The 17,015-nt window shown below is 73.7% G+C and carries 18 protein-coding genes and 3 tRNA genes; 13 read left to right on the top strand and 8 right to left on the bottom strand.

Going from position 1 to position 17,015, the window contains the following annotated elements; translation table 11 throughout:
- Window positions 1–48: 48 nt before the first annotated feature.
- The 3 genes from PSU4_RS04985 to mrf form a co-directional block, all read right to left on the bottom strand.
- Window positions 49–3,048 carry a helix-turn-helix transcriptional regulator gene (locus tag PSU4_RS04985; protein WP_147102852.1) on the bottom strand — a complete coding sequence of 1,000 codons (3,000 nt, stop codon included), beginning with the start codon at window positions 3,046–3,048 and terminating at the stop codon, window positions 49–51.
- Window positions 3,045–3,263, bottom strand: a complete 219-nt coding sequence (locus PSU4_RS04980; protein WP_147102850.1) for a hypothetical protein — start codon at window positions 3,261–3,263, stop codon at window positions 3,045–3,047. Before PSU4_RS04980 ends, PSU4_RS04985 begins: the two co-directional genes overlap by 4 nt.
- Before the next feature lie 212 nt (window positions 3,264–3,475).
- A complete protein-coding gene (gene mrf / locus PSU4_RS04975; protein ID WP_147102849.1) occupies window positions 3,476–4,777 on the bottom strand; it encodes a ribosome hibernation factor-recruiting GTPase MRF in 1,302 nt (433 codons plus the stop codon).
- Window positions 4,778–5,078: 301 nt separating this feature from the next.
- Between mrf and PSU4_RS04970 the strand changes: the two genes are divergently transcribed.
- From PSU4_RS04970 to PSU4_RS04945, 6 genes are all read left to right on the top strand, one after another.
- A tRNA-Thr gene (locus PSU4_RS04970) sits at window positions 5,079–5,151 on the top strand.
- Window positions 5,152–5,189: 38 nt separating this feature from the next.
- Window positions 5,190–5,265, top strand: a tRNA-Met gene (locus PSU4_RS04965).
- 41 nt (window positions 5,266–5,306) lie between these two features.
- Window positions 5,307–5,474: a 50S ribosomal protein L33 gene (gene rpmG / locus PSU4_RS04960; protein WP_098958618.1), complete on the top strand. Its 168-nt coding sequence runs from the start codon at window positions 5,307–5,309 to the stop codon at window positions 5,472–5,474.
- A gap of 2 nt (window positions 5,475–5,476) precedes the next feature.
- Complete coding sequence (locus tag PSU4_RS04955; RefSeq protein ID WP_147102847.1) at window positions 5,477–5,920, top strand: FAS1-like dehydratase domain-containing protein; 444 nt, start codon at window positions 5,477–5,479, stop codon at window positions 5,918–5,920.
- Window positions 5,917–6,348: a MaoC family dehydratase gene (locus tag PSU4_RS04950; protein WP_147102845.1), complete on the top strand. Its 432-nt coding sequence runs from the start codon at window positions 5,917–5,919 to the stop codon at window positions 6,346–6,348. Before PSU4_RS04955 ends, PSU4_RS04950 begins: the two co-directional genes overlap by 4 nt.
- 108 nt (window positions 6,349–6,456) lie before the next feature.
- A complete protein-coding gene (locus PSU4_RS04945; RefSeq protein WP_147102843.1) occupies window positions 6,457–6,666 on the top strand; it encodes a hypothetical protein in 210 nt (69 codons plus the stop codon).
- A 62-nt stretch (window positions 6,667–6,728) separates the two neighbouring features.
- On the opposite strand, the gene PSU4_RS04940 is transcribed toward PSU4_RS04945, so the two are convergent.
- The gene (locus PSU4_RS04940; RefSeq protein ID WP_147102842.1) at window positions 6,729–7,958 is read right to left on the bottom strand and encodes a pyridoxal phosphate-dependent aminotransferase; all 1,230 of its coding nucleotides are present in this window, start codon (window positions 7,956–7,958) and stop codon (window positions 6,729–6,731) included.
- A 247-nt stretch (window positions 7,959–8,205) separates the two neighbouring features.
- Between PSU4_RS04940 and PSU4_RS04935 the strand changes: the two genes are divergently transcribed.
- The 5 genes from PSU4_RS04935 (at window position 8,206) to rplA (ending at window position 11,045) form a co-directional block, all read left to right on the top strand.
- Window positions 8,206–8,281, top strand: a tRNA-Trp gene (locus PSU4_RS04935).
- Window positions 8,282–8,365: 84 nt separating this feature from the next.
- On the top strand, window positions 8,366–8,701 hold the full coding sequence (secE, locus tag PSU4_RS04930; RefSeq protein ID WP_147102840.1) for a preprotein translocase subunit SecE: 336 nt from the start codon (window positions 8,366–8,368) through the stop codon (window positions 8,699–8,701).
- 76 nt (window positions 8,702–8,777) lie between these two features.
- Entirely contained in the window at window positions 8,778–9,731 is a 954-nt protein-coding gene (nusG, locus tag PSU4_RS04925) for a transcription termination/antitermination protein NusG (protein ID WP_246114945.1), read from the top strand.
- A gap of 83 nt (window positions 9,732–9,814) precedes the next feature.
- On the top strand, window positions 9,815–10,249 hold the full coding sequence (rplK, locus tag PSU4_RS04920; protein ID WP_147102839.1) for a 50S ribosomal protein L11: 435 nt from the start codon (window positions 9,815–9,817) through the stop codon (window positions 10,247–10,249).
- A 73-nt stretch (window positions 10,250–10,322) separates the two neighbouring features.
- Window positions 10,323–11,045 carry a 50S ribosomal protein L1 gene (gene rplA, locus PSU4_RS04915; protein ID WP_147102838.1) on the top strand — a complete coding sequence of 241 codons (723 nt, stop codon included), beginning with the start codon at window positions 10,323–10,325 and terminating at the stop codon, window positions 11,043–11,045.
- Between the two features lie 272 nt (window positions 11,046–11,317).
- Here the strand turns inward: rplA and PSU4_RS04910 are convergent, their stop codons facing one another.
- Window positions 11,318–12,406, bottom strand: a complete 1,089-nt coding sequence (locus tag PSU4_RS04910) for a CaiB/BaiF CoA transferase family protein (protein WP_147102836.1) — start codon at window positions 12,404–12,406, stop codon at window positions 11,318–11,320.
- Window positions 12,407–12,465: 59 nt separating this feature from the next.
- Window positions 12,466–13,941 carry a MocR-like transcription factor YczR gene (gene yczR / locus PSU4_RS04905; RefSeq protein ID WP_147102834.1) on the bottom strand — a complete coding sequence of 492 codons (1,476 nt, stop codon included), beginning with the start codon at window positions 13,939–13,941 and terminating at the stop codon, window positions 12,466–12,468.
- Between the two features lie 62 nt (window positions 13,942–14,003).
- Here yczR and PSU4_RS04900 point away from each other — a divergent pair, with 62 nt between their 5' ends.
- Complete coding sequence (locus PSU4_RS04900) at window positions 14,004–14,276, top strand: hypothetical protein (protein WP_147102832.1); 273 nt, start codon at window positions 14,004–14,006, stop codon at window positions 14,274–14,276.
- Window positions 14,277–14,369: 93 nt separating this feature from the next.
- Here PSU4_RS04900 and PSU4_RS04895 read toward each other — a convergent pair whose 3' ends face one another.
- Together PSU4_RS04895 and PSU4_RS04890 are read right to left on the bottom strand one after the other, a co-directional pair.
- Entirely contained in the window at window positions 14,370–14,780 is a 411-nt protein-coding gene (locus PSU4_RS04895) for a sterol carrier protein (protein WP_147102830.1), read from the bottom strand.
- A gap of 296 nt (window positions 14,781–15,076) precedes the next feature.
- The gene (locus PSU4_RS04890) at window positions 15,077–16,327 is read right to left on the bottom strand and encodes a sensor histidine kinase (protein WP_147102828.1); all 1,251 of its coding nucleotides are present in this window, start codon (window positions 16,325–16,327) and stop codon (window positions 15,077–15,079) included.
- Window positions 16,328–16,349: 22 nt separating this feature from the next.
- Here PSU4_RS04890 and PSU4_RS04885 point away from each other — a divergent pair, with 22 nt between their 5' ends.
- Window positions 16,350–17,015: a response regulator gene (locus PSU4_RS04885; RefSeq protein WP_147102826.1), complete on the top strand. Its 666-nt coding sequence runs from the start codon at window positions 16,350–16,352 to the stop codon at window positions 17,013–17,015.

Genomic DNA, 17,015 nt, shown 5'->3' with positions numbered 1-17,015 from the left:
TGAGCAGTCGCTCACACCATAGTTACCCGCGGGTACGGGCGGGAGGTCTCACGACCCGGTCGTGTCGAGCAGCCCGCGCGACCAGGCCAGCGACACCGCCTCGGTGCGGCTCGCGGCGCCCAGCTTCGCCATCACCCGCGACAGGTGGACACTCACGGTCTTCTCGCTGATGAACAGCTCGGCGCCGACCTGCCGGTTGGTGCGCCCGCCCGCGACCAGCTCCAGGACGGCGTGCTCGCGCGGGGTGAGGACGTGGCGCACCGGCTCCTCCCGGCCGCCGCCGAGGGCGACCCCCGCGCGGTCGGCCAGCTCGCGCACCGCCGCCACGAGCGGACCCGCCCCCAGACCGGTCGCCGCGGCGAGGGCGCAGCGCAGCTCGGCGGCGGCTTCGGCACGGACGTCGGTGCTCACGTCGACCGCCAGCAACGCCTCCGCCCGTCGACGACGCGCCAGCGCCTGCCGGTACCCGTCGCCGTAGCCGAACGCCACCACGACCTCGGCCCACCGCGCCGGCGCGTCGGCGTCGCCGCGCGCGCGGGCCAGCTCGGCCTCGATCCGCGCCAGCCACGCCAGGCCCTCGACGCCCAGGTGCGCACCTCGTGGCGTGCCCTTCGCGGCCGCCTCCCGCCCCGCGGCGGCCAGCTCCTCCGCACCCCTCACCGCGTCGGCATGCGCCAGCGCGCCCGTGGTCGCGAGATCGGCGTACGCGGCGACCCCGAGGGCGCACAACATGATCCCCGCCAGATGGTGCGGCTCCCACGCCAGCAGCCCCTCGCGCGCCGCCGCGATGCGCTCCAGCGCCTGCTGCGGCTCCCCGCGCCACAGGGCCGACTCCGCGCCCGCCTGCCCGATCAGCAGCAACACCTGGTCGTCGGTGGGACGGCCCGCGAGCAGCTCGGCGATGCGGCGCTCCACCGCGTCGAACCGGCCCCGGCCCACCGCGGTGAGCAGCGCCGCCGCGGCCACCCGGGTGGCCACCGTCTGCGACACCGCCGCCGCACCCATCCGCGCCGAGCGCTCCGCATCGTCCCAGTCGCCCCGCATGTGCGCGGCCAGCACGTGCGCCACCCGCAGTTCGAGCCCGTAGCCGCTCCACGTCGTCCCAGTGGCCACGGCCCGCTCCTCGCCCGCCGCGAACTCCGCGACCGCCTCCCCGAGACGGCCGGCGTCGAGCAGTGAGATGCCGGTGTTGAAGAACGTCCGCAGCTCGACGCCCAGGTTCCCCGACGTCCGCGCCAGCTCCTTGGCCTCGGCGAGCCTGCTGCGAGCGGCCTCGTCGCGGCCCAGCGCCTCCTCGCACACCGACAGCGTCACGAGTGCGTCGGCCTGCGCGGCGACCGCGTCGTCGTGGCTGTCCAGGCCGCGCTCGACGACCTCGCGGGCCACCTGCAGCGCCGCGTACGCCCGGCTGCCGGCCTCGGCGATGTCGTCGAGCCGCATCGCCGACCGGGCCGCGACGGCGTGCGCCCACGCCAGGTCGCCCGACAGCGGTGCATCGGCGTACCCGGCCAGCGCCTCGGCCACGACCCGGCGCGGCTCCTCGCCCTCACCCATCTCCAGCAGCCGCAACGCGTACCGGACCCGCAGGTCGGCCGACTGCAGCGGATCGGCCTCGCGGTCGGCCAGCTCCACGGCCCGCCCGGCCAGCGCCACCCCGCGGTCGGGATCGCCCGTGGCCGCCGCCGCCCACGCCGCCCACCGCGTGATCGTGATCTCGGTGACGCCCGCGACCGTCTCGGCGTCGGGCACCGCGGGCCACAGGCTCAGCGCCCGCTCGGCGTGCAGCATCACCTCGGCCGGGCCACCCCGGCGGTCGGCCTCGTCGGCCGCGCGCACCGACGCCGACAACGCCAGCGGCAGGTCGTGCGCCGCGAGCGCGTGACGGGCGAGCTCGGCGACCGCACCCGGCTCCTCGCGGTCGCCCGGACAGTCCGGTGAGAGCAGTGCCGCGAACGCCGCGTGCAGCCGGCTGCGCTCCCCGGGCAGCAGGTCCTGGTAGACGGCCTCGTGCAGCAGGGCGTGCCGGAAGACGTAGGTGTCGGACGCCGTGACCGACCGGCCACCCGGCTCCGGCACGAGTATGTGGTGGGCGACGGCCGAGCGCAGGGCCGTCTCCAACTCGTCGACACCCATGTCGAGCACCGCGGCCAGCCGGTCGTGCCGGACGCGGCGCCCCGCCACCGACGCCGCCCGCAGCACCCGCCGCGCATCGGGGGTGAGCCGGTCGAGGCGGGCCAGCAGCACCTCGACCAGCCCGTCCGGCACCCCCTCGTCGGAGGCGGAGACGAGCTCCTCGGCGAAGAACGCGTTGCCCTCGCTGCGCCGCGCGATCCGGGCGATCGACCGGTCGTCCAGTGCGCCGTCGGCGAGCTCCCGCACGAGCGCCTCGGCGTCGGCCACCGCGAGCGCCGCGAGGTCGACGCGGGCGACCGCGGGCAGCCGCACCAGCTCGGCGAGCAAGGGGCGCAACGGGTGCCGGCGGTGCAGGTCGTCGCCGCGATAGCTGACGAGCACCAGCAGCCGCTGCGTGCCGAGCCGGGAGGCGAGGAAGACCAGCAGGTCACGGCTCGACGTGTCGGCCCAGTGCACGTCCTCCAGCACGAGCAGCACCGGGTCGTCGGCCGAGCGCTGGTCCAGGACCGACAGCACCGCGTCGAACACCCGCAGCTGGCCCAGGTCGCGCTCGCCCGCGCTGATCTCCTCACGCGGCCGCGACCCCGGCAGCAGCCGGTGCAGCGGCGGGTGCGCGTCGACCAGATCGGGCCGGTCGGCCGCCAGGCCGCGCAGCGCCTCGGTGAACGGCAGGTACGGCAGCGTGGCCTCGCCCGTGTCGAGGCAGCGCCCGGTGAGCACGGCGAACCCGGCCCCCTGCGCCCGCGCCACGGTCTCGGCGATCAGCCGCGTCTTCCCGACGCCCGCCTCGCCCGCCAGCAGGACGGCACCGGCCGACCCGGCGGCGGCCGCGTCGAGCGCGGCGCCCAGCGCGCGCAGCTCCTCGTGGCGGCCGACCAGCGGGATCCCGACGCCCAGCCGCGGCACGTCGCTCATGCTCGCACGGGACTCCGACGTTTCTCGCCCGTGTTCGCGACGGGCCGAGCGCCCGGGTCCGCGACGGGCGGAACGGGGTCGCGCACCGCCGCCTCCCGGCGGCGTCGGCGGCGCGCAGCCCGCGCGAGGCGGGCCAGCCGGAACTCCTCGGCGTCGGCGAGGAGCCGGTCGCGGTGGACGAACATCTCGGCGTCGGCATGGTGGCTGACGAACATGGCTCCACGGTCGTGCTGAGGCCCCCGGCCGGGCATCGGACATCCACGCTGTCCCGGTCCGCGTGGTCCCCGGGGTTCGGGGTAAGGGGCCTCAGGCCGGGGCGGTCCGAGTCGGCGCTTCCCACCACGAGGCACCAGGTCCGGCGCGGCCGCCGTGCACGGCGCGCCCCGGCTGCGGGTGTCGGCGCGCGTCCCTCGTCCGGGGACGGCCGTCAGTCGCGTCCTCCTCGGTCGTGGCGGTGCTCGGCGGGGGCGCGGGCGGTTCCGGCGTCGCCGGGTTCGCAGGGGTCGACGTGCCACCGGCCGAAGGGGTCGGGCAGCTCCGCCCAGGCGACGGGGCCGGCGGCCAGCTCGTCGTCGGTGAGCAGGGCGGCGTGCAGCGCGGCGTCGATCGTCTCCGGGCGGGCCCCGTCGGACAGGACGACGACGTCCTGGGAGCGGTCGCCGAACCGGTCGTCCCAGCCGGCGGCGGCGAGCGCGACGCGCCGCGGGTCGGCGGCCTCCCACACGTCGGGCCCGGTGCCGGCCAGCCAGCTGCCGGCGTGCCCGATCCGCAGGCCGCCGCCCGCCGACTCCAGCCACAGCACGTCGGACGGCCGGGTCGCGAGCCACACCCGGCCGCGGGTGCGCACGACACCGTCGAGCAGCACGTCGACCGCCTCGTGCAGGCGTTCGGGATGGAACGGGCGGCGCGCAGAGAAGACGTGCAGCGCGAGCCCACAGTCCTCCTCCAGCGGGGGTGCGCCGCGCAGCAGCGGGGCGTGGACGTCCTCGGCGCGGCCGCGGCGGGCCTCGGCGGGCAGGTCGCGCAGCCCGAGCAGGTCGGGGTCGGCGGTGACGGCGGCGAGGGTGGCCCGACGGGCGGCCGGGGTGAGCCGGGCCAGTGCGGCGTGGGTGCGGGCGAGCGTCCAGCCCGGCGCGGTGCCGCCGAGGACGAGCAGGTCGGCGAACTCGGCCTGCCCGGTGACGACCTGCGCGACGGTGCGTTCGTCGCCGGCCAGCCGGCCGACGTCGCGGTCGTCGAGCTCGGCGTCGCCGGTCGCGTCGTCGAGCCAGCTCGCCGAGTCGACGGCGGTGACGACCCCACGCAGGTCGAGGACGTCGGTGACGACGGTGCGGCCGCCGCCGGGCGTGTCGGTGAGGACGTGGGCGAGTGCCCAGCAGATCTGTTCGGGTTCGAGGACCGGGTCCAGGTGCAGGACGACGCGCGCCGCGGTCCCCGCGTGGCGCAGCAGCTCGGGGAGCAGGTCCTCGCGCAGCACGCAGGAGAGGTAGCCGTGGGTGAGCCGCACGTTGGTGGTGGTGTCGGTGCGCGTCGCCGGGGTGTCGGCGGTGCCGAGCGTGGTGGCGCGGACGCGGCGGCGGACGAGGCCCTCGCCGACGTCACGCAGGTCGTGGCCGACGACGACGGTGCCGGGGGCGCCGAGCAGCAGGCGGGCGACGCGTTCGGTGGTGTCGCGGGGGAGTCCGGCGAGCACGAGCAGCTCGGTGGGCGGGGGCGGGTCGGGTGGCACGGCGTTCCTCCTCGGGGTGACGTGCCGTGTACTGTAGATGAAAATGATTCTCGTTATTAGGGGTGTGTGCCATCCGCGCGAGCGGCCGCATCGGGATCGAGTCGGTCGTCGCTCGCATCCGCGCCCGGGGAGAAGGCGCGACGGCGAGAGCGTGTCCCAGGCGTCGCGCGACCGTGCCCGGGACGCGTTCCCGCAGGTCGAACAGGGCGGACACCCCGCGTGTGAAGCGGCCCGCCGGGGGTGTGTAGAGTTCTCCGGGTCAGCCGGGGATGCAGTACCCACCACCCCGGAAGGCCGTGCCGCCCCTTTAGCTCAGTCGGCAGAGCGTCTCCATGGTAAGGAGAAGGTCTACGGTTCGATTCCGTAAAGGGGCTCGAGCAAGACCCGGTGCCGCGTAGCATCGGTCCTGCGAAGCGGTGTAGCTCAGTCGGTAGAGCAAGCGGCTCATAATCGCTGTGTCGCCGGTTCAAGTCCGGCCACCGCTACCACACCGTCGATCACAGAGAAGCGCAAGCAGGAGGCACCCGCGATGGGTAAGGCCACGGACGTTCGGCCGAAGATCACGCTGGCGTGCGAGCAGTGCAAGCACCGGAACTACATCACGAAGAAGAACCGTCGGAACGACCCCGACCGTCTCGCGATGAACAAGTTCTGCCCGAACTGCGGCACGCACCGGGAGCACCGCGAGACCCGCTGAGCGTGCCTGACGAGAGCTGGGTCGGCCGGTCGCTCGATCCGTCCGACCCGTATCAGGTCAGCCGCGTGAAGATCCGCGAGTTCGCCACCGCCATCGGTGAGGACTCGCGGATTTGTCATGACGTGGGTGCGGCACGCGCCGCCGGTCACCCCGACGTCGTCGCGCCCCCGACCTTCGCGGCGACCATCACCATGCCGCTCATCGAGAGCTTCCTGCGCGACCCCGCCTTCGGCTGGGACTACTCGCGCATGGTCCACGGCGACCAGTCGATCGCCCTGCAGCGGCCGATCCGGGCGGGCGACGAACTGGTCACCGTCATCCACGTCGACGACCTCTCCACGCGCGCGGGCAGCCACATGCTCACGCTGCGCTGCGAGCTCACCGACGCCGACGGCGCGGCCGTCGCCAGCACCAAGGCCATGCTCGTCACCCAGGCGGCCTCGTGAGCGAGCTGACAACGGTTGCCGAGGGCGACGAGCTCCCGCCCCTCACGGTGCAGGTCACCCGTGCCGATCTCGTCCGCTACGCCGGCGCCTCCGGCGACTTCAACCCCATCCACTGGAACGACCGCACGGCCGGCGCCGTCGGCCTCCCCGGCGTCATCGCGCACGGGATGCTGACGATGGCGCTCGCCGGCAGGTTCGTCACCGGCTGGGTCGGCGACCCCGCGGCCCTCCGCTCCTACGGCGTCCGGTTCACCCGGCCCGTGGTCGTCCCCGACGACGACGAGGGCGCGACCCTCGAGCTCTCCGGCAAGGTCAAGGCGCTCACCGAGACCGACGGCGTCCGGATCGCGAAGATCGACATCGTTGCGAAGTTCGACGGCCGCACCGTCCTGGGACGGGCCCAGGCGGAGATCGCTCTTCCGGGCTGACCACGGCCGGTCGGCTTGCCCCACCCGTCCGGGTGGGTCGATGCTGCGCACGTCACCCCGGATCTCCGTCGTGGGGCTCCGGCGTCATCGTCGCGAAGGAGCAGAACGTTGAAGTTCGCCAAGCTCGTCGACAAGGCATGGGAGGACAAGACGGCCGCGGAGATCCTCGCCGCGCCGCCGTCGGCACTCGAGGGTCTCACCCCGAAGCACGATGAGCAGCTCGCCGCCCTCGGCATCAAGACCATTCAGGACCTGGCCGGCTGGAAGTACGCGAAGCGTGCCGCGGCCCTCGCTGCATTGGCCGACACGGACAAGTAGCGCTCTCCGGAGAACGACGAAGGGGCGGGTCACCCGGTGGCCCGCCCCTGCGCGTCGTACCGCTACTTCGCCTCGGCCAGCAGCTCACCCATGCGGGTCACGCCGGTGCGCAGGTCGTCGTCGCCCAGGGCATAGGACAGCCGGAAGAAGCCCGGGGTACCGAACGCCTCGCCCGGAACGACCGCGACCTCCGCGTGCTCCAGGATCGCGGCGGCCAGGTCGACGCTCGTGTGCGCGGCGGTCCCCCGGATCTGCTTGCCCAGCAGCTCGCCCACGGCCGGGTAGGCGTAGAACGCGCCCCTCGGCGTCGGGCACTGGACACCCGGGATCGCCGACAGCAGCTCGACGATCAGCCGGCGGCGACGGTCGAACGCCGCCCGCATCTCGGCGACCGCGTCGAGCGGACCGGACACGGCCTCCAGCGCGGCCCGCTGCGACACGTTCGCGACGTTGGACGACAGGTGCGACTGCAGGTTGCCCGCCGCCTTGACGACGTCGGCCGGGCCGATCATCCAGCCGACCCGCCAGCCCGTCATCGCGTATGTCTTCGCGACGCCGTTCAGCACGATCGTGCGGTCGGCGACCTCGGGCACCACGACCGGCACCGACGCGGCCTCGGCGCCGTCGTAGACCAGGTGCTCGTAGATCTCGTCGGTGATGACCCAGACGTCGTTCTCCGCGGCCCAGCGGCCCACGGCCGCGGTGAGCTCGCGGGAGGCGACCGATCCGGTCGGGTTCGACGGTGAGCACCACAGCAGCGCCTTCGTCCGCGGCGTGCGGGCGGCCTCGAGCTGCTCGACCGACGGCAGGTAGTCCGACTCCGGGCCCGTGACGACCTCGACCGGCACGCCGCCCGCGAGGCTGATCGCCTCCGGGTAGGTCGTCCAGTACGGGGCGGGCAGGATGACCTCGTCGCCCGGATCGACGATCGTGGCGAACGCCTGGTAGACGGCCTGCTTGCCACCATTGGTGACGAGTACCTGGCTCGCGTCGACCTCGAAACCGCTGTCGCGCTTGGTCTTCGCGGCGATGGCGGCACGCAGCTCGGGCAGCCCGGCGGCGGGGGTGTAGCGGTGGTTCTTCGGGTCGGCGCAGGCGGCCTGCGCGGCGGCGACGATCGCGGGGGGCGTCGGGAAGTCCGGCTCGCCCGCGCCGAATCCGATGACGGGCCGGCCCGCCGCCTTGAGCGCCTTCGCCTTCGCGTCGACGGCCAGCGTCGCCGACTCGGCGATGCCCCCGATCCGGGCGGAGATGCGGTTGCGTGGCGCTGACGTGGTCGAAGCGGTGGCCATGGGGTCAATCCTCTCCCACTGTCGCGGGGCCGCTCCGACGGGGTTTCGGGGCCGGTCCGGGGCGTGGGAGGTGTGCGGTTACGAGCCGCTGCGGGGGGTGCCGTACACTCGTTGAGCCGGGTACGTCGTGCCGGTGGTGCGTGTGCGGAGATCGTGCGGGAGATCGTTCCCGAGGATCACCGGACCCCGCCCGCCGTGGCGACATTCGCCCGTCCCGAGCCGGTCGCAGCCGGTAGGGGCAGGCTATAGGGGTGTAGCTCAACTGGCAGAGCAGCGGTCTCCAAAACCGCAGGTTGCAGGTTCAAGTCCTGTCACCCCTGCCATCGCGACATGCACGGAGACACCAGTACGAACGGTTGTGACAGGGCCGGGCGGCACGCGCCCGGCGTGGGCGGAGGACAGCGGGCGTGAGCGAGGAGCAGGACCGGTCCGGGCGGGAACGCCCGAGCACCGCGGCCGACCGTCGTGGTCGGCGGGCGGCGGCGTCCGGTGCATCCACCGCCGGCAAGGGGCGCGCCACCCCGGTCCGCGACAACCGGCCCACCAAGGTGTCGGTCACGAACCGGCTGGCCCGGTTCCTCCGCGAGGTCGTCGCCGAGCTGCGCAAGGTCATCTGGCCGACGCGCAAGGAGATGGTCACCTACACGATCGTGGTGCTCGTGTTCGTGTCGTTCATGGTGGCCCTCGTAGCCGGGTTCGACTTCGTGTTCGGCCAGGCGGTGGGAGCGGTCTTCGGACCGTGACGAGCGTGGCCGACCACCCCGGCCGGCGGATCACCCGGACGCCGCCGACCACGCAGACGAAGGAAGCGAGACGTACGTGACCTCCCCAGACGGCAGCCACGGAGCAGCCGACACCGACCTCACCGCCGACGAGATCGCGGCGAACGAGGCGGTGGTCGACGCCGTGTCCGGTGACGACGACGTCGAGGACGAGTCGGCGCCCGTCCAGGAGGTCGACGCCGAGCCGGCCGACGACTCCGATGCCGAGGACGCGGCCACCGAGGACGCGGCCACCGAGGACGAGGCCACCGACGACGCGGTCGCCGAGACCGACGCCGATGAGACCGACGGCGCCGACGAGACCGGCGCTGACGAGACCGGCGGCGCGGAGGCGGGCGACGAGGTCGAGGCCGATATCGACGCCGAGTCCGACGAGGACGCCGACCCGGCCGAGGAGCTGCGCGAAGCGCTGCGCCGCGCGCCCGGCGACTGGTACGTCGTGCACTCCTACGCCGGCTACGAGAACAAGGTGAAGTCGAACCTCGAGACCCGGGTGCAGACCCTGGACGTCGAGGACTTCATCTACCAGGTCGAGGTGCCCACCGAAGAGGTCACCGAGATCAAGAACGGCCAGCGCAAGCAGGTGCAGCGCAAGGTGCTGCCCGGCTACATCCTGGTGCGCATGGAGCTCAACGACCAGTCGTGGGGCGCCGTCCGCAACACCCCGGGTGTCACCGGGTTCGTCGGCGCCACGTCGCGGCCCTCGCCGCTGACCATCGACGACGTCCTCAAGTTCCTGCTGCCCAAGACCGAGCCCGCGAAGAAGGACGCCGCCAAGTCCGGTGGCGCCGCCGCGACGCCCGGCAAGGCGGCGGTCGAGGTCGACTTCGAGGTCGGCGAGTCGGTCACCGTCATGGACGGCCCGTTCGCGACGCTGCCCGCGACGATCAACGAGGTCAACGTCGACGCCCAGAAGCTGAAGGTGCTCGTCTCGATCTTCGGTCGCGAGACGCCCGTCGAGCTGGGCTTCAGTCAGGTCTCCAAGATCTGAGGCAGACCGGCACCCACTGAACTCGCGCCCCGGCAGGCAGGTCCGCGGCGCACCCCGAGCAGGGATCGAAGAGGAAACGAGAAATGCCTCCCAAGAAGCGGAAGCTCTCCGCGATCATCAAGTTGCAGATCAAGGCCGGCGGAGCCACGCCGGCGCCGCCGGTCGGCCCCGCGCTGGGTCAGCACGGCGTCAACATCATGGAGTTCTGCAAGGCGTACAACGCCGCGACCGAGTCGCAGCGTGGGGACGTCGTGCCCGTCGAGATCTCGGTGTACGAGGACCGCTCGTTCACCTTCGAGCTCAAGACGCCTCCCGCCGCCAAGCTGCTGCTCAAGGCTGCGGGCGTCGAGAAGGGCTCCGGCGAGCCGCACAGCAAGAAGGTCGCCTCGGTGACCATGGCGCAGGTTCGCGACATCGCCCAGGCGAAGATGCGCGACCTCAACGCCAACGACATCGACGCCGCCGCGAAGATCATCGCCGGCACCGCGCGGTCGATGGGCATCACGGTCAACGGCTGACGAGCCACACCCCGCAGTTGTGGGAGAGCCTGCGCGGCTCGCACCACGATCTGACCAGGACTGAAGGACAGAGATGAAGCGCAGCAAGAACTACCGCAAGGCCGCAGAGCTGATCGACAGCGACCGGCTCTACACCCCGCTCGAGGCCGCCGGCCTGGCCAAGCAGACCTCCGCCGAGTCCAAGCAGGACCCGACGGTCGAGGTCGCCATGCGCCTGGGCGTCGACCCCCGCAAGGCCGACCAGATGGTCCGCGGGACCGTGAACCTGCCGCACGGTACCGGCAAGACCGCCCGGGTCATCGTCTTCGCCTCCGGCGACAAGGCCGCCGAGGCCGAGGCCGCCGGCGCCGACGTCGTGGGCGCCGAGGACCTGATCGAGCGCATCCAGGGCGGCTGGCTGGAGTTCGACGCGGCCATCGCCGCGCCGGACCAGATGGCCAAGGTCGGTCGCATCGCCCGCATCCTGGGCCCGCGTGGCCTGATGCCCAACCCGAAGACCGGCACCGTCACCCCGGACGTGGCCAAGGCCGTCAACGAGATCAAGGGCGGCAAGATCAACTTCCGGGTCGACAAGCAGGCCAACCTGCACCTGGTCATCGGCAAGGCGTCGTTCGACGCCGAGAAGCTGGTGGAGAACTACGGCGCCGCGCTGGACGAGATCCTGCGCGCCAAGCCGTCGGCCGCCAAGGGCCGGTACATCAAGAAGATCACCGTCTCCACCACCTCGGGCCCCGGTATCCAGGTCGACCCGAACCGCACGCGCAACCTGCTCATCGACGACGCGCCCAGCGTCTGACACGAACCTGCTCGACCGACGCCCCCGCCGCCTCCCGCGGCGGGGGCGCCGTCGTGTTCGGAGGCGCCCCGCAGTCGAGGACAGCCCGCGCGCACCCTGAGCGTCGTGCCGCGCCGCCCGGTGAGCGGTGAGGTTGCGCGCGGAGGGCCGGCCGCAACCTGAGTGTCGTGCCGCGCCGCCCGGTGAGCGGTGGGGTTGCGCGCGGAGAACCGGCCGCAACCTGAGTGTCGTGATCCGGGGCGTGGGCGACGGTGAGGTTGCGCGCGGGGCGGTCAGGTCCAGTGGGTGAGGACGGCCTCGGCGTCGACGGTCTCCGCGCCGGTCGAGCCCGCTTCCCCCGGGGTGCGGGAGAACCGCGGTGCGGCAGCGGCCTGCGGGACGCCGTTCTGCTCGACGATCGTGTCCCGCGCCGTGACGTGCGGGTGCACGGCGGCCTCGGCGAAGGACAGCACCGGGGTCACGCAGGCGTCGGTGGGGGCGAAGACGTCGGCCCACTCGTCGCGCGTGCGGGAGGCGAACACCCCGGCGATGCGGGCCCGCACCACCGGCCAGCCGTCGCGGTCGAGCTGGTGGGGCAGGTCCTCGCCGTCGAGCCCGAGGCCCTTCAGCAGCGCGGCGTAGAACTGTGGCTCGATGGCGCCGACGGCGACGTGGCGGCCGTCGGAACAGGTGTAGGTGTCGTAGAAGGGCGCGTGCCCGTCGAGGAGGTTCGTCGCAGGCTCGTCGGTCCAGAGCTTCTGCGCGAGCAGCGACCACACCATCTGCACGAGGATGCTGGCGCCGTCGATCATGGCGGCGTCGACGACCTGGCCCTCGCCGGAGCTCTTGGCCTCCCACAGCGCGGCGAGCACGCCGACGAGCAGCAGCATCGAGCCGCCGCCGAAGTCGCCGACGAGGTTCAGCGGCGGCACGGGCCGTTCGCCCTCGCGGCCGATGGCGTGCAGCGCGCCGGTCAGTGAGATGTAGTTGATGTCGTGGCCGGCGCGGTCGGCGAGCGGGCCCTCCTGGCCCCAGCCGGTGACGCGGCCGTAGACGAGGCGGGGGTTGCGGCGCAGACAGTCGTCGGGGCCGACGCCGAGGCGTTCGGTGACGCCGGGCCGGTAGCCCTCGATGAGCAGGTCGGCGCGCTCGACGAGGCGTAGCACGGTCTCGCGGCCGGCGGGGTCCTTGAGGTCGGCGACGACGCGGCGGCGGCCGCGCTGCACGACGTCGGCGGAGCTGTCGCCGAGCTGCAGGCCGCCGGGCCGGTCGATGCGGACGACGTCGGCGCCCAGGTCGGCAAGGATCATCGCCGCGTGCGGGCCCGGCCCGATCCCGGCCAGTTCGACGACCTTCAGTCCTGCCAACGGCCCCTTGCCCACACCGACTCCTTCGTCTGCACCGACGTCCCTGCCGACCCTAGATCAGGGACGGGCGCGCCTCACGCGACGGCGATGGGATCGTGGTCACCGGTGACGACGGCGCCGTCGAGGCCGTACCAGGCCTGGGCGAGGTCGTCGAGGGCGGCGTCCATGCGGTCGCGGCGCAGCGTGAACGGGAGCCGCAGGTTGCGTTCGAAGGCGCCGTCGATGCCGAAGCGGGGCCCGGCGGCCAGCAGCACGCCGCGACGGCGGGCGGCGGAGGTGAGCCTGCTCGACACCGGGGCGCCCAGGTCGAGCCACATGCTCAGGCCGCCGCCGGGGCGCGTCGAGGTCCAGGTGGGGAACAGCTCCGAGAGCCGGCCGCGCAGGTGGTCGCGGGCGGCGAGCAGTTCGGTGCGGCGGGCGTCGGCGACGGCGGTGGTGTCGTCGATCAGCCGGGCGGCGAGGAGGTGGTCGAGGACGGCGCCGCCGAGGTCGATGGCGGGCCGGACCGAGGCGAGTCTGCGGACGGTCGCCGCCGGGCCGCGGATCCAGCCGACCCGCAGGCCGCCCCAGAAGATCTTGGACGCCGAACCGACCGTGATGACCAGCGACGACTCCGCGGCGCCGCCGTAGGTCGCGAACGGCGCCGGCGGCGGTACCGACAGCGGGAGCTCGCTGAGGGTCTCGTCGATGACGAGGGTGGTGCCGGTGCGGCGGGCCAGTGCGACGAGCGCCTCCCGGTCGTCGGGCGGCATGAGGTGGCCGGTGGGGTTCTGGAAGTCGGGGATGAGGTAGGCGAGCCGGGGCGCGGCGTCGCGCACCCCGGCGGTGACCTGGTCGAGGTCCCAGCCGTCGGCGGTGAAGGGCACGGGCACGGGCCGGCCGCCGCGGACGCGGATCGCGTCGATGGCGTTGGGGTACGTCGGGTGCTCGACGAGGACCCGGTCGCCGGGGTTGACCAGTGCGTTGAGGACGAGCGCGATCGCGTTCTGCGCGCCGGACGTCACGAGGATCTGGTCGGGCGTGGTGGGCAGGCCGCGCTGGGTGTAGCGGCGGGCGATGGCGGCGCGCAGCACGGGCAGGCCGGTGACGTCGTAGCCGTGGCTGCCGAGGTGTGCGTCGAGGTCGCCGACGGCGGCTGCGGCGGCGGCGCGCACCGCGTCGAGGGGCGCGGGCAGGGCGGCGAAGGCGAGGTCGTGGACGGTGTCGTCGTGGACCGGGGTGAACGCGCCCAGCGGTGGGGACTGTTCTCCGGCCCGGGCGTCGGGCAGTCGGGTCCAGCTCCCGGAGCCACGGCGGCTGTGCAGGAACCCGTTCTCGCGCAACGACTCGTAGGCGGTGGCGACGGTCGTGCGGCTGACCTCGAGCGCGCCCGCGAGCTCGCGTTCGGCGGGGACGCGGGTGCCGAGGGGGAGCCGGCCGTCGAGCACGAGGAGTCGGATCTGGTCGGTGAGGGCCGAGGCCAGGGCGCGGCCCTCGGGTGGGCGCCACGCGCCGAGGACGCGCGCGAAGGTGTGGGCGCTGATGCGCCGGTCCAGGTCGTCCTGGGACATGACAGGCCACTCTCCGAGAATTGGCTATGCCGGACCAGGCCAATATTAGCCATACTGAGCACATGATGACACTATTGGTTGTAGTTCTCGTCCTCACCGTCCTGGCTGCGGCGGCCACCCGTTACGGCGCCGACAGTCGCGAACGCACCGGCAATGACGCCTTCAAGAGTCCTCCACGACGGCACACCGTCACCGGTGACCTCAGTGCGCTGGGCGCACGTCTCGCCCGCGCCGCGGCCCGCCCGCAGCGCGACACCGCCGGCCCGCAGCGCGACGCCGGAGAGGAGCGGGGACCCCGCTCCCGGTACCCGCGCGCGAAGACCTCGACCGCGTGACCGCCCGGTTGTGACGCTCGGCGGTCAGTGCCGGCGGCCCGGCTGCCACCTGTCGTGCATCACGACCGCGGCACTGTTCCCGAGGAGCCTCGGTCAGGCGTCGAGCAGGTCCGCCCGCCCAGCGTTCTCGAGGCTCCGCCGGTACGGCTCGAACAGGCCCTTGGCCAGCGGCAGCACCGTCAGCAGCTTTGCGACGGGACCCTTCGCCCGCACCTGTCCCTTGGCCAGGGCCACCGGAAGTACGACCTTGCCCAGCCAGAACCGGTTCCCGGTGTCGGCCGACATGAACAGCTCGACGTTCGGCGTCGGCCCCTGGCCCGCGCCCGTATGGAGCTCGGCGTTGGGCATGTCGACGGTGATCACCGCGTCGGGATCGGTGTAGGTCACCCGCAGCACCACGCCCGACGGCTTCAGCTTGGCCACCAGGTCCGGGTTCTCCATCCCGATGCGGAACACCCCGCCCAGGAACGTGTAGACCTCGTCCTCGTTCGCGAACGCCGCCACGGCGCGACTCCTCCCGTCGACTGCCGGGCAGTCTGTCCGACGCCGGGCCTCGCGCACGACTCCCTGACCGGGCCACGGTTGGCCCGCCGGGGCCGCACGTCCCGGCCCTGGCGTCCGCCCGATGCCGGGCTGCCCCGACCTCCCGTGTACTGCCGCGGAGCCGCCCCGAGCCGCGGAGCCGCCCCGAGCCGCAGGGCCGACCCGAGCCGCAGGGCCGACCCGAGCCGCGGAGCCGCGGAGCCGCGAGGTCAGCGGGTCGCCAGGTCAGCGGGTCGTAAAGCCGGCGGTCGTAAGAGTCAGCGGGTCTGGGGTGTCGGCGCGGAGGGCAGAGGCAGGACCAGGCGCGCGACGAGCCCGCCGCCCTCCCTCGGTAGCAGTGCCAGCTCCCCGTCCATCGAGGCCACCAGCGCCTCGACGATCCACAGCCCCAGCCCGGCCGTCCCGCGCCGTTCCCCGAGCGCGACCCCCTTCGCCGTCACCAGGCCCTCCTGTCCCGCCGGCAGACCCGGACCGCGGTCGCGGACCTCGGCCGTCAGCACGCCGCCGGCATGGGCCAGGGCCAGCTCGACGGGATCGGCGGCGCCGTGCCGCGCGGCGTTCTCGACGAGGTTGGTGAGCAGCCGGCGCAGCCGCTGTGGGTCGGTACGGACGACGGCGCCGGGCGGGTCGACCGTCGCGACCCGGCGGTCGGGGCCGACCCCGGCCGCGTCGAGGACGGCGTCGGCGAGGTCGCCGAGCGGCACCGCGCGGTCGCGGACCTTCCCGAGCGGACTGCCGTCGGCCAGCGCGAGGTCGGCGAGGCCGTCGAGCATGTCGTCGAGGTGGGTGGCGTGGTCGGCGAGCAGCGAGAGTGCCCGGTCGCGGGCGGGCCCGTCGAGGCGGCCCGCGGCGAGGTCGCGGGCCAGCGCCGAGAGCGACGCCACGGGGGTGCGGAACTCGTGGAGCACGACGCGGACACCGTCGACGCGGGCTCGCTGGGTGGCGACGAGCCGCTCCCGCAGCGCCTGTTCGGCCTCGGCGGCGCGGGCCTGCCGTTCCAGCTGCCGGACCAGCACTTCGACGAGTACGACGACGGCGACGAGGAAGCCCGTCCACCAGGCGCCGGCGAGGAGCCGGTCGGCCGGTGGGACGTCGGCGTCGGACCCGACGACGGCGGCGACCGTGTACGCGAGGCCCAGCAGCAGGGCCCCGGTCCGACCGGCGACCGCGCCGCCGCGGACGGCCGCCGCGATCGCGACGAGTGGGAGCGCCGCGACCATGACGGACGTCGCGCCGCCGGTCCATGCGCAGCCGACCACGACGAGCAGGCCGTCGACGACCGTCACCGCCCATCCCGGCAGCAGTGGGTGGCCGCGGCGGGTCGCGACGAGCTGCGCCGTCGAGTACCCGAGCGTGGCGACGACGAGCACCGACGCGGGGACGAGCATGTCCCGGGCGAGCGATGGCCCGACCGTCAGCGCCAGCCCGACCGCGAGGACGACGAACAGCCGCAGCACCGACGTCGTCCACTGCTCGTCGGTCCCGCGATCCGTGCCGTGACGTTCCACGCGGCGACAGTAGGGTCATCGGGTGCGTGACGGTCGGCACGTGGTGGTCATCGTCGACGACCACGCCCTCTTCGCCGAGGGTCTGGCGTTGCTGCTGGAGGCGCGCGCGGGCGACGGGTTCGTCGTCGGCGGGTCGGTGACGTCGGGTGAGGACGCGGTCGCGCTGGTCGGGAAGCATGCGGCTGACATCGCGATCGTCGATCTGGCGCTGCCGCCGCTGGGTGGGGTGGAGACGATCCGCCGGGTCAAGGCGGCGTATCCGGGGACGAGGGTGCTGGCGTTGTCGGGCACCGAGGATCTGGAGCTGGCGGCCGCGGCGCTGCGGGCGGGTGCGGACGGGTATCTCGGCAAGTCCGCCGATCCGCAGGTGCTGGTGGCGCCGCTGCTGGCGCTGGTGGCGGGGGTGCGGGTGGTCCGGGCGGAGTTGCTCGACGCGCTGCTCGTGGCCGCCGATCGCACCGCCGACGGGTTGCTCGACCGGCTCGGGGAGCGCGATGTGGAGCTGTGGGCGATGTTGGCCCGCGGGCTGGAGACGAGCGAGATCGCCCGGCCGTTGCTGGTGAGCGAGCGGACGGCGAAGCGGATGATCGCGTCGCTGCTGCACAAGCTGGGCGCGGCGAACCGCATCGAGGCCGCGGCGCTCGCGGGCCGCGCGGGCCTGCTCGACGAGCACCGGGACGTGCCCTGA

The sequence above is a fragment of the Pseudonocardia sulfidoxydans NBRC 16205 genome (assembly GCF_007989085.1).
GTDB lineage: Bacteria > Actinomycetota > Actinomycetes > Mycobacteriales > Pseudonocardiaceae > Pseudonocardia > Pseudonocardia sulfidoxydans.
This window is presented reverse-complemented; position numbering and strand designations above follow the sequence as displayed.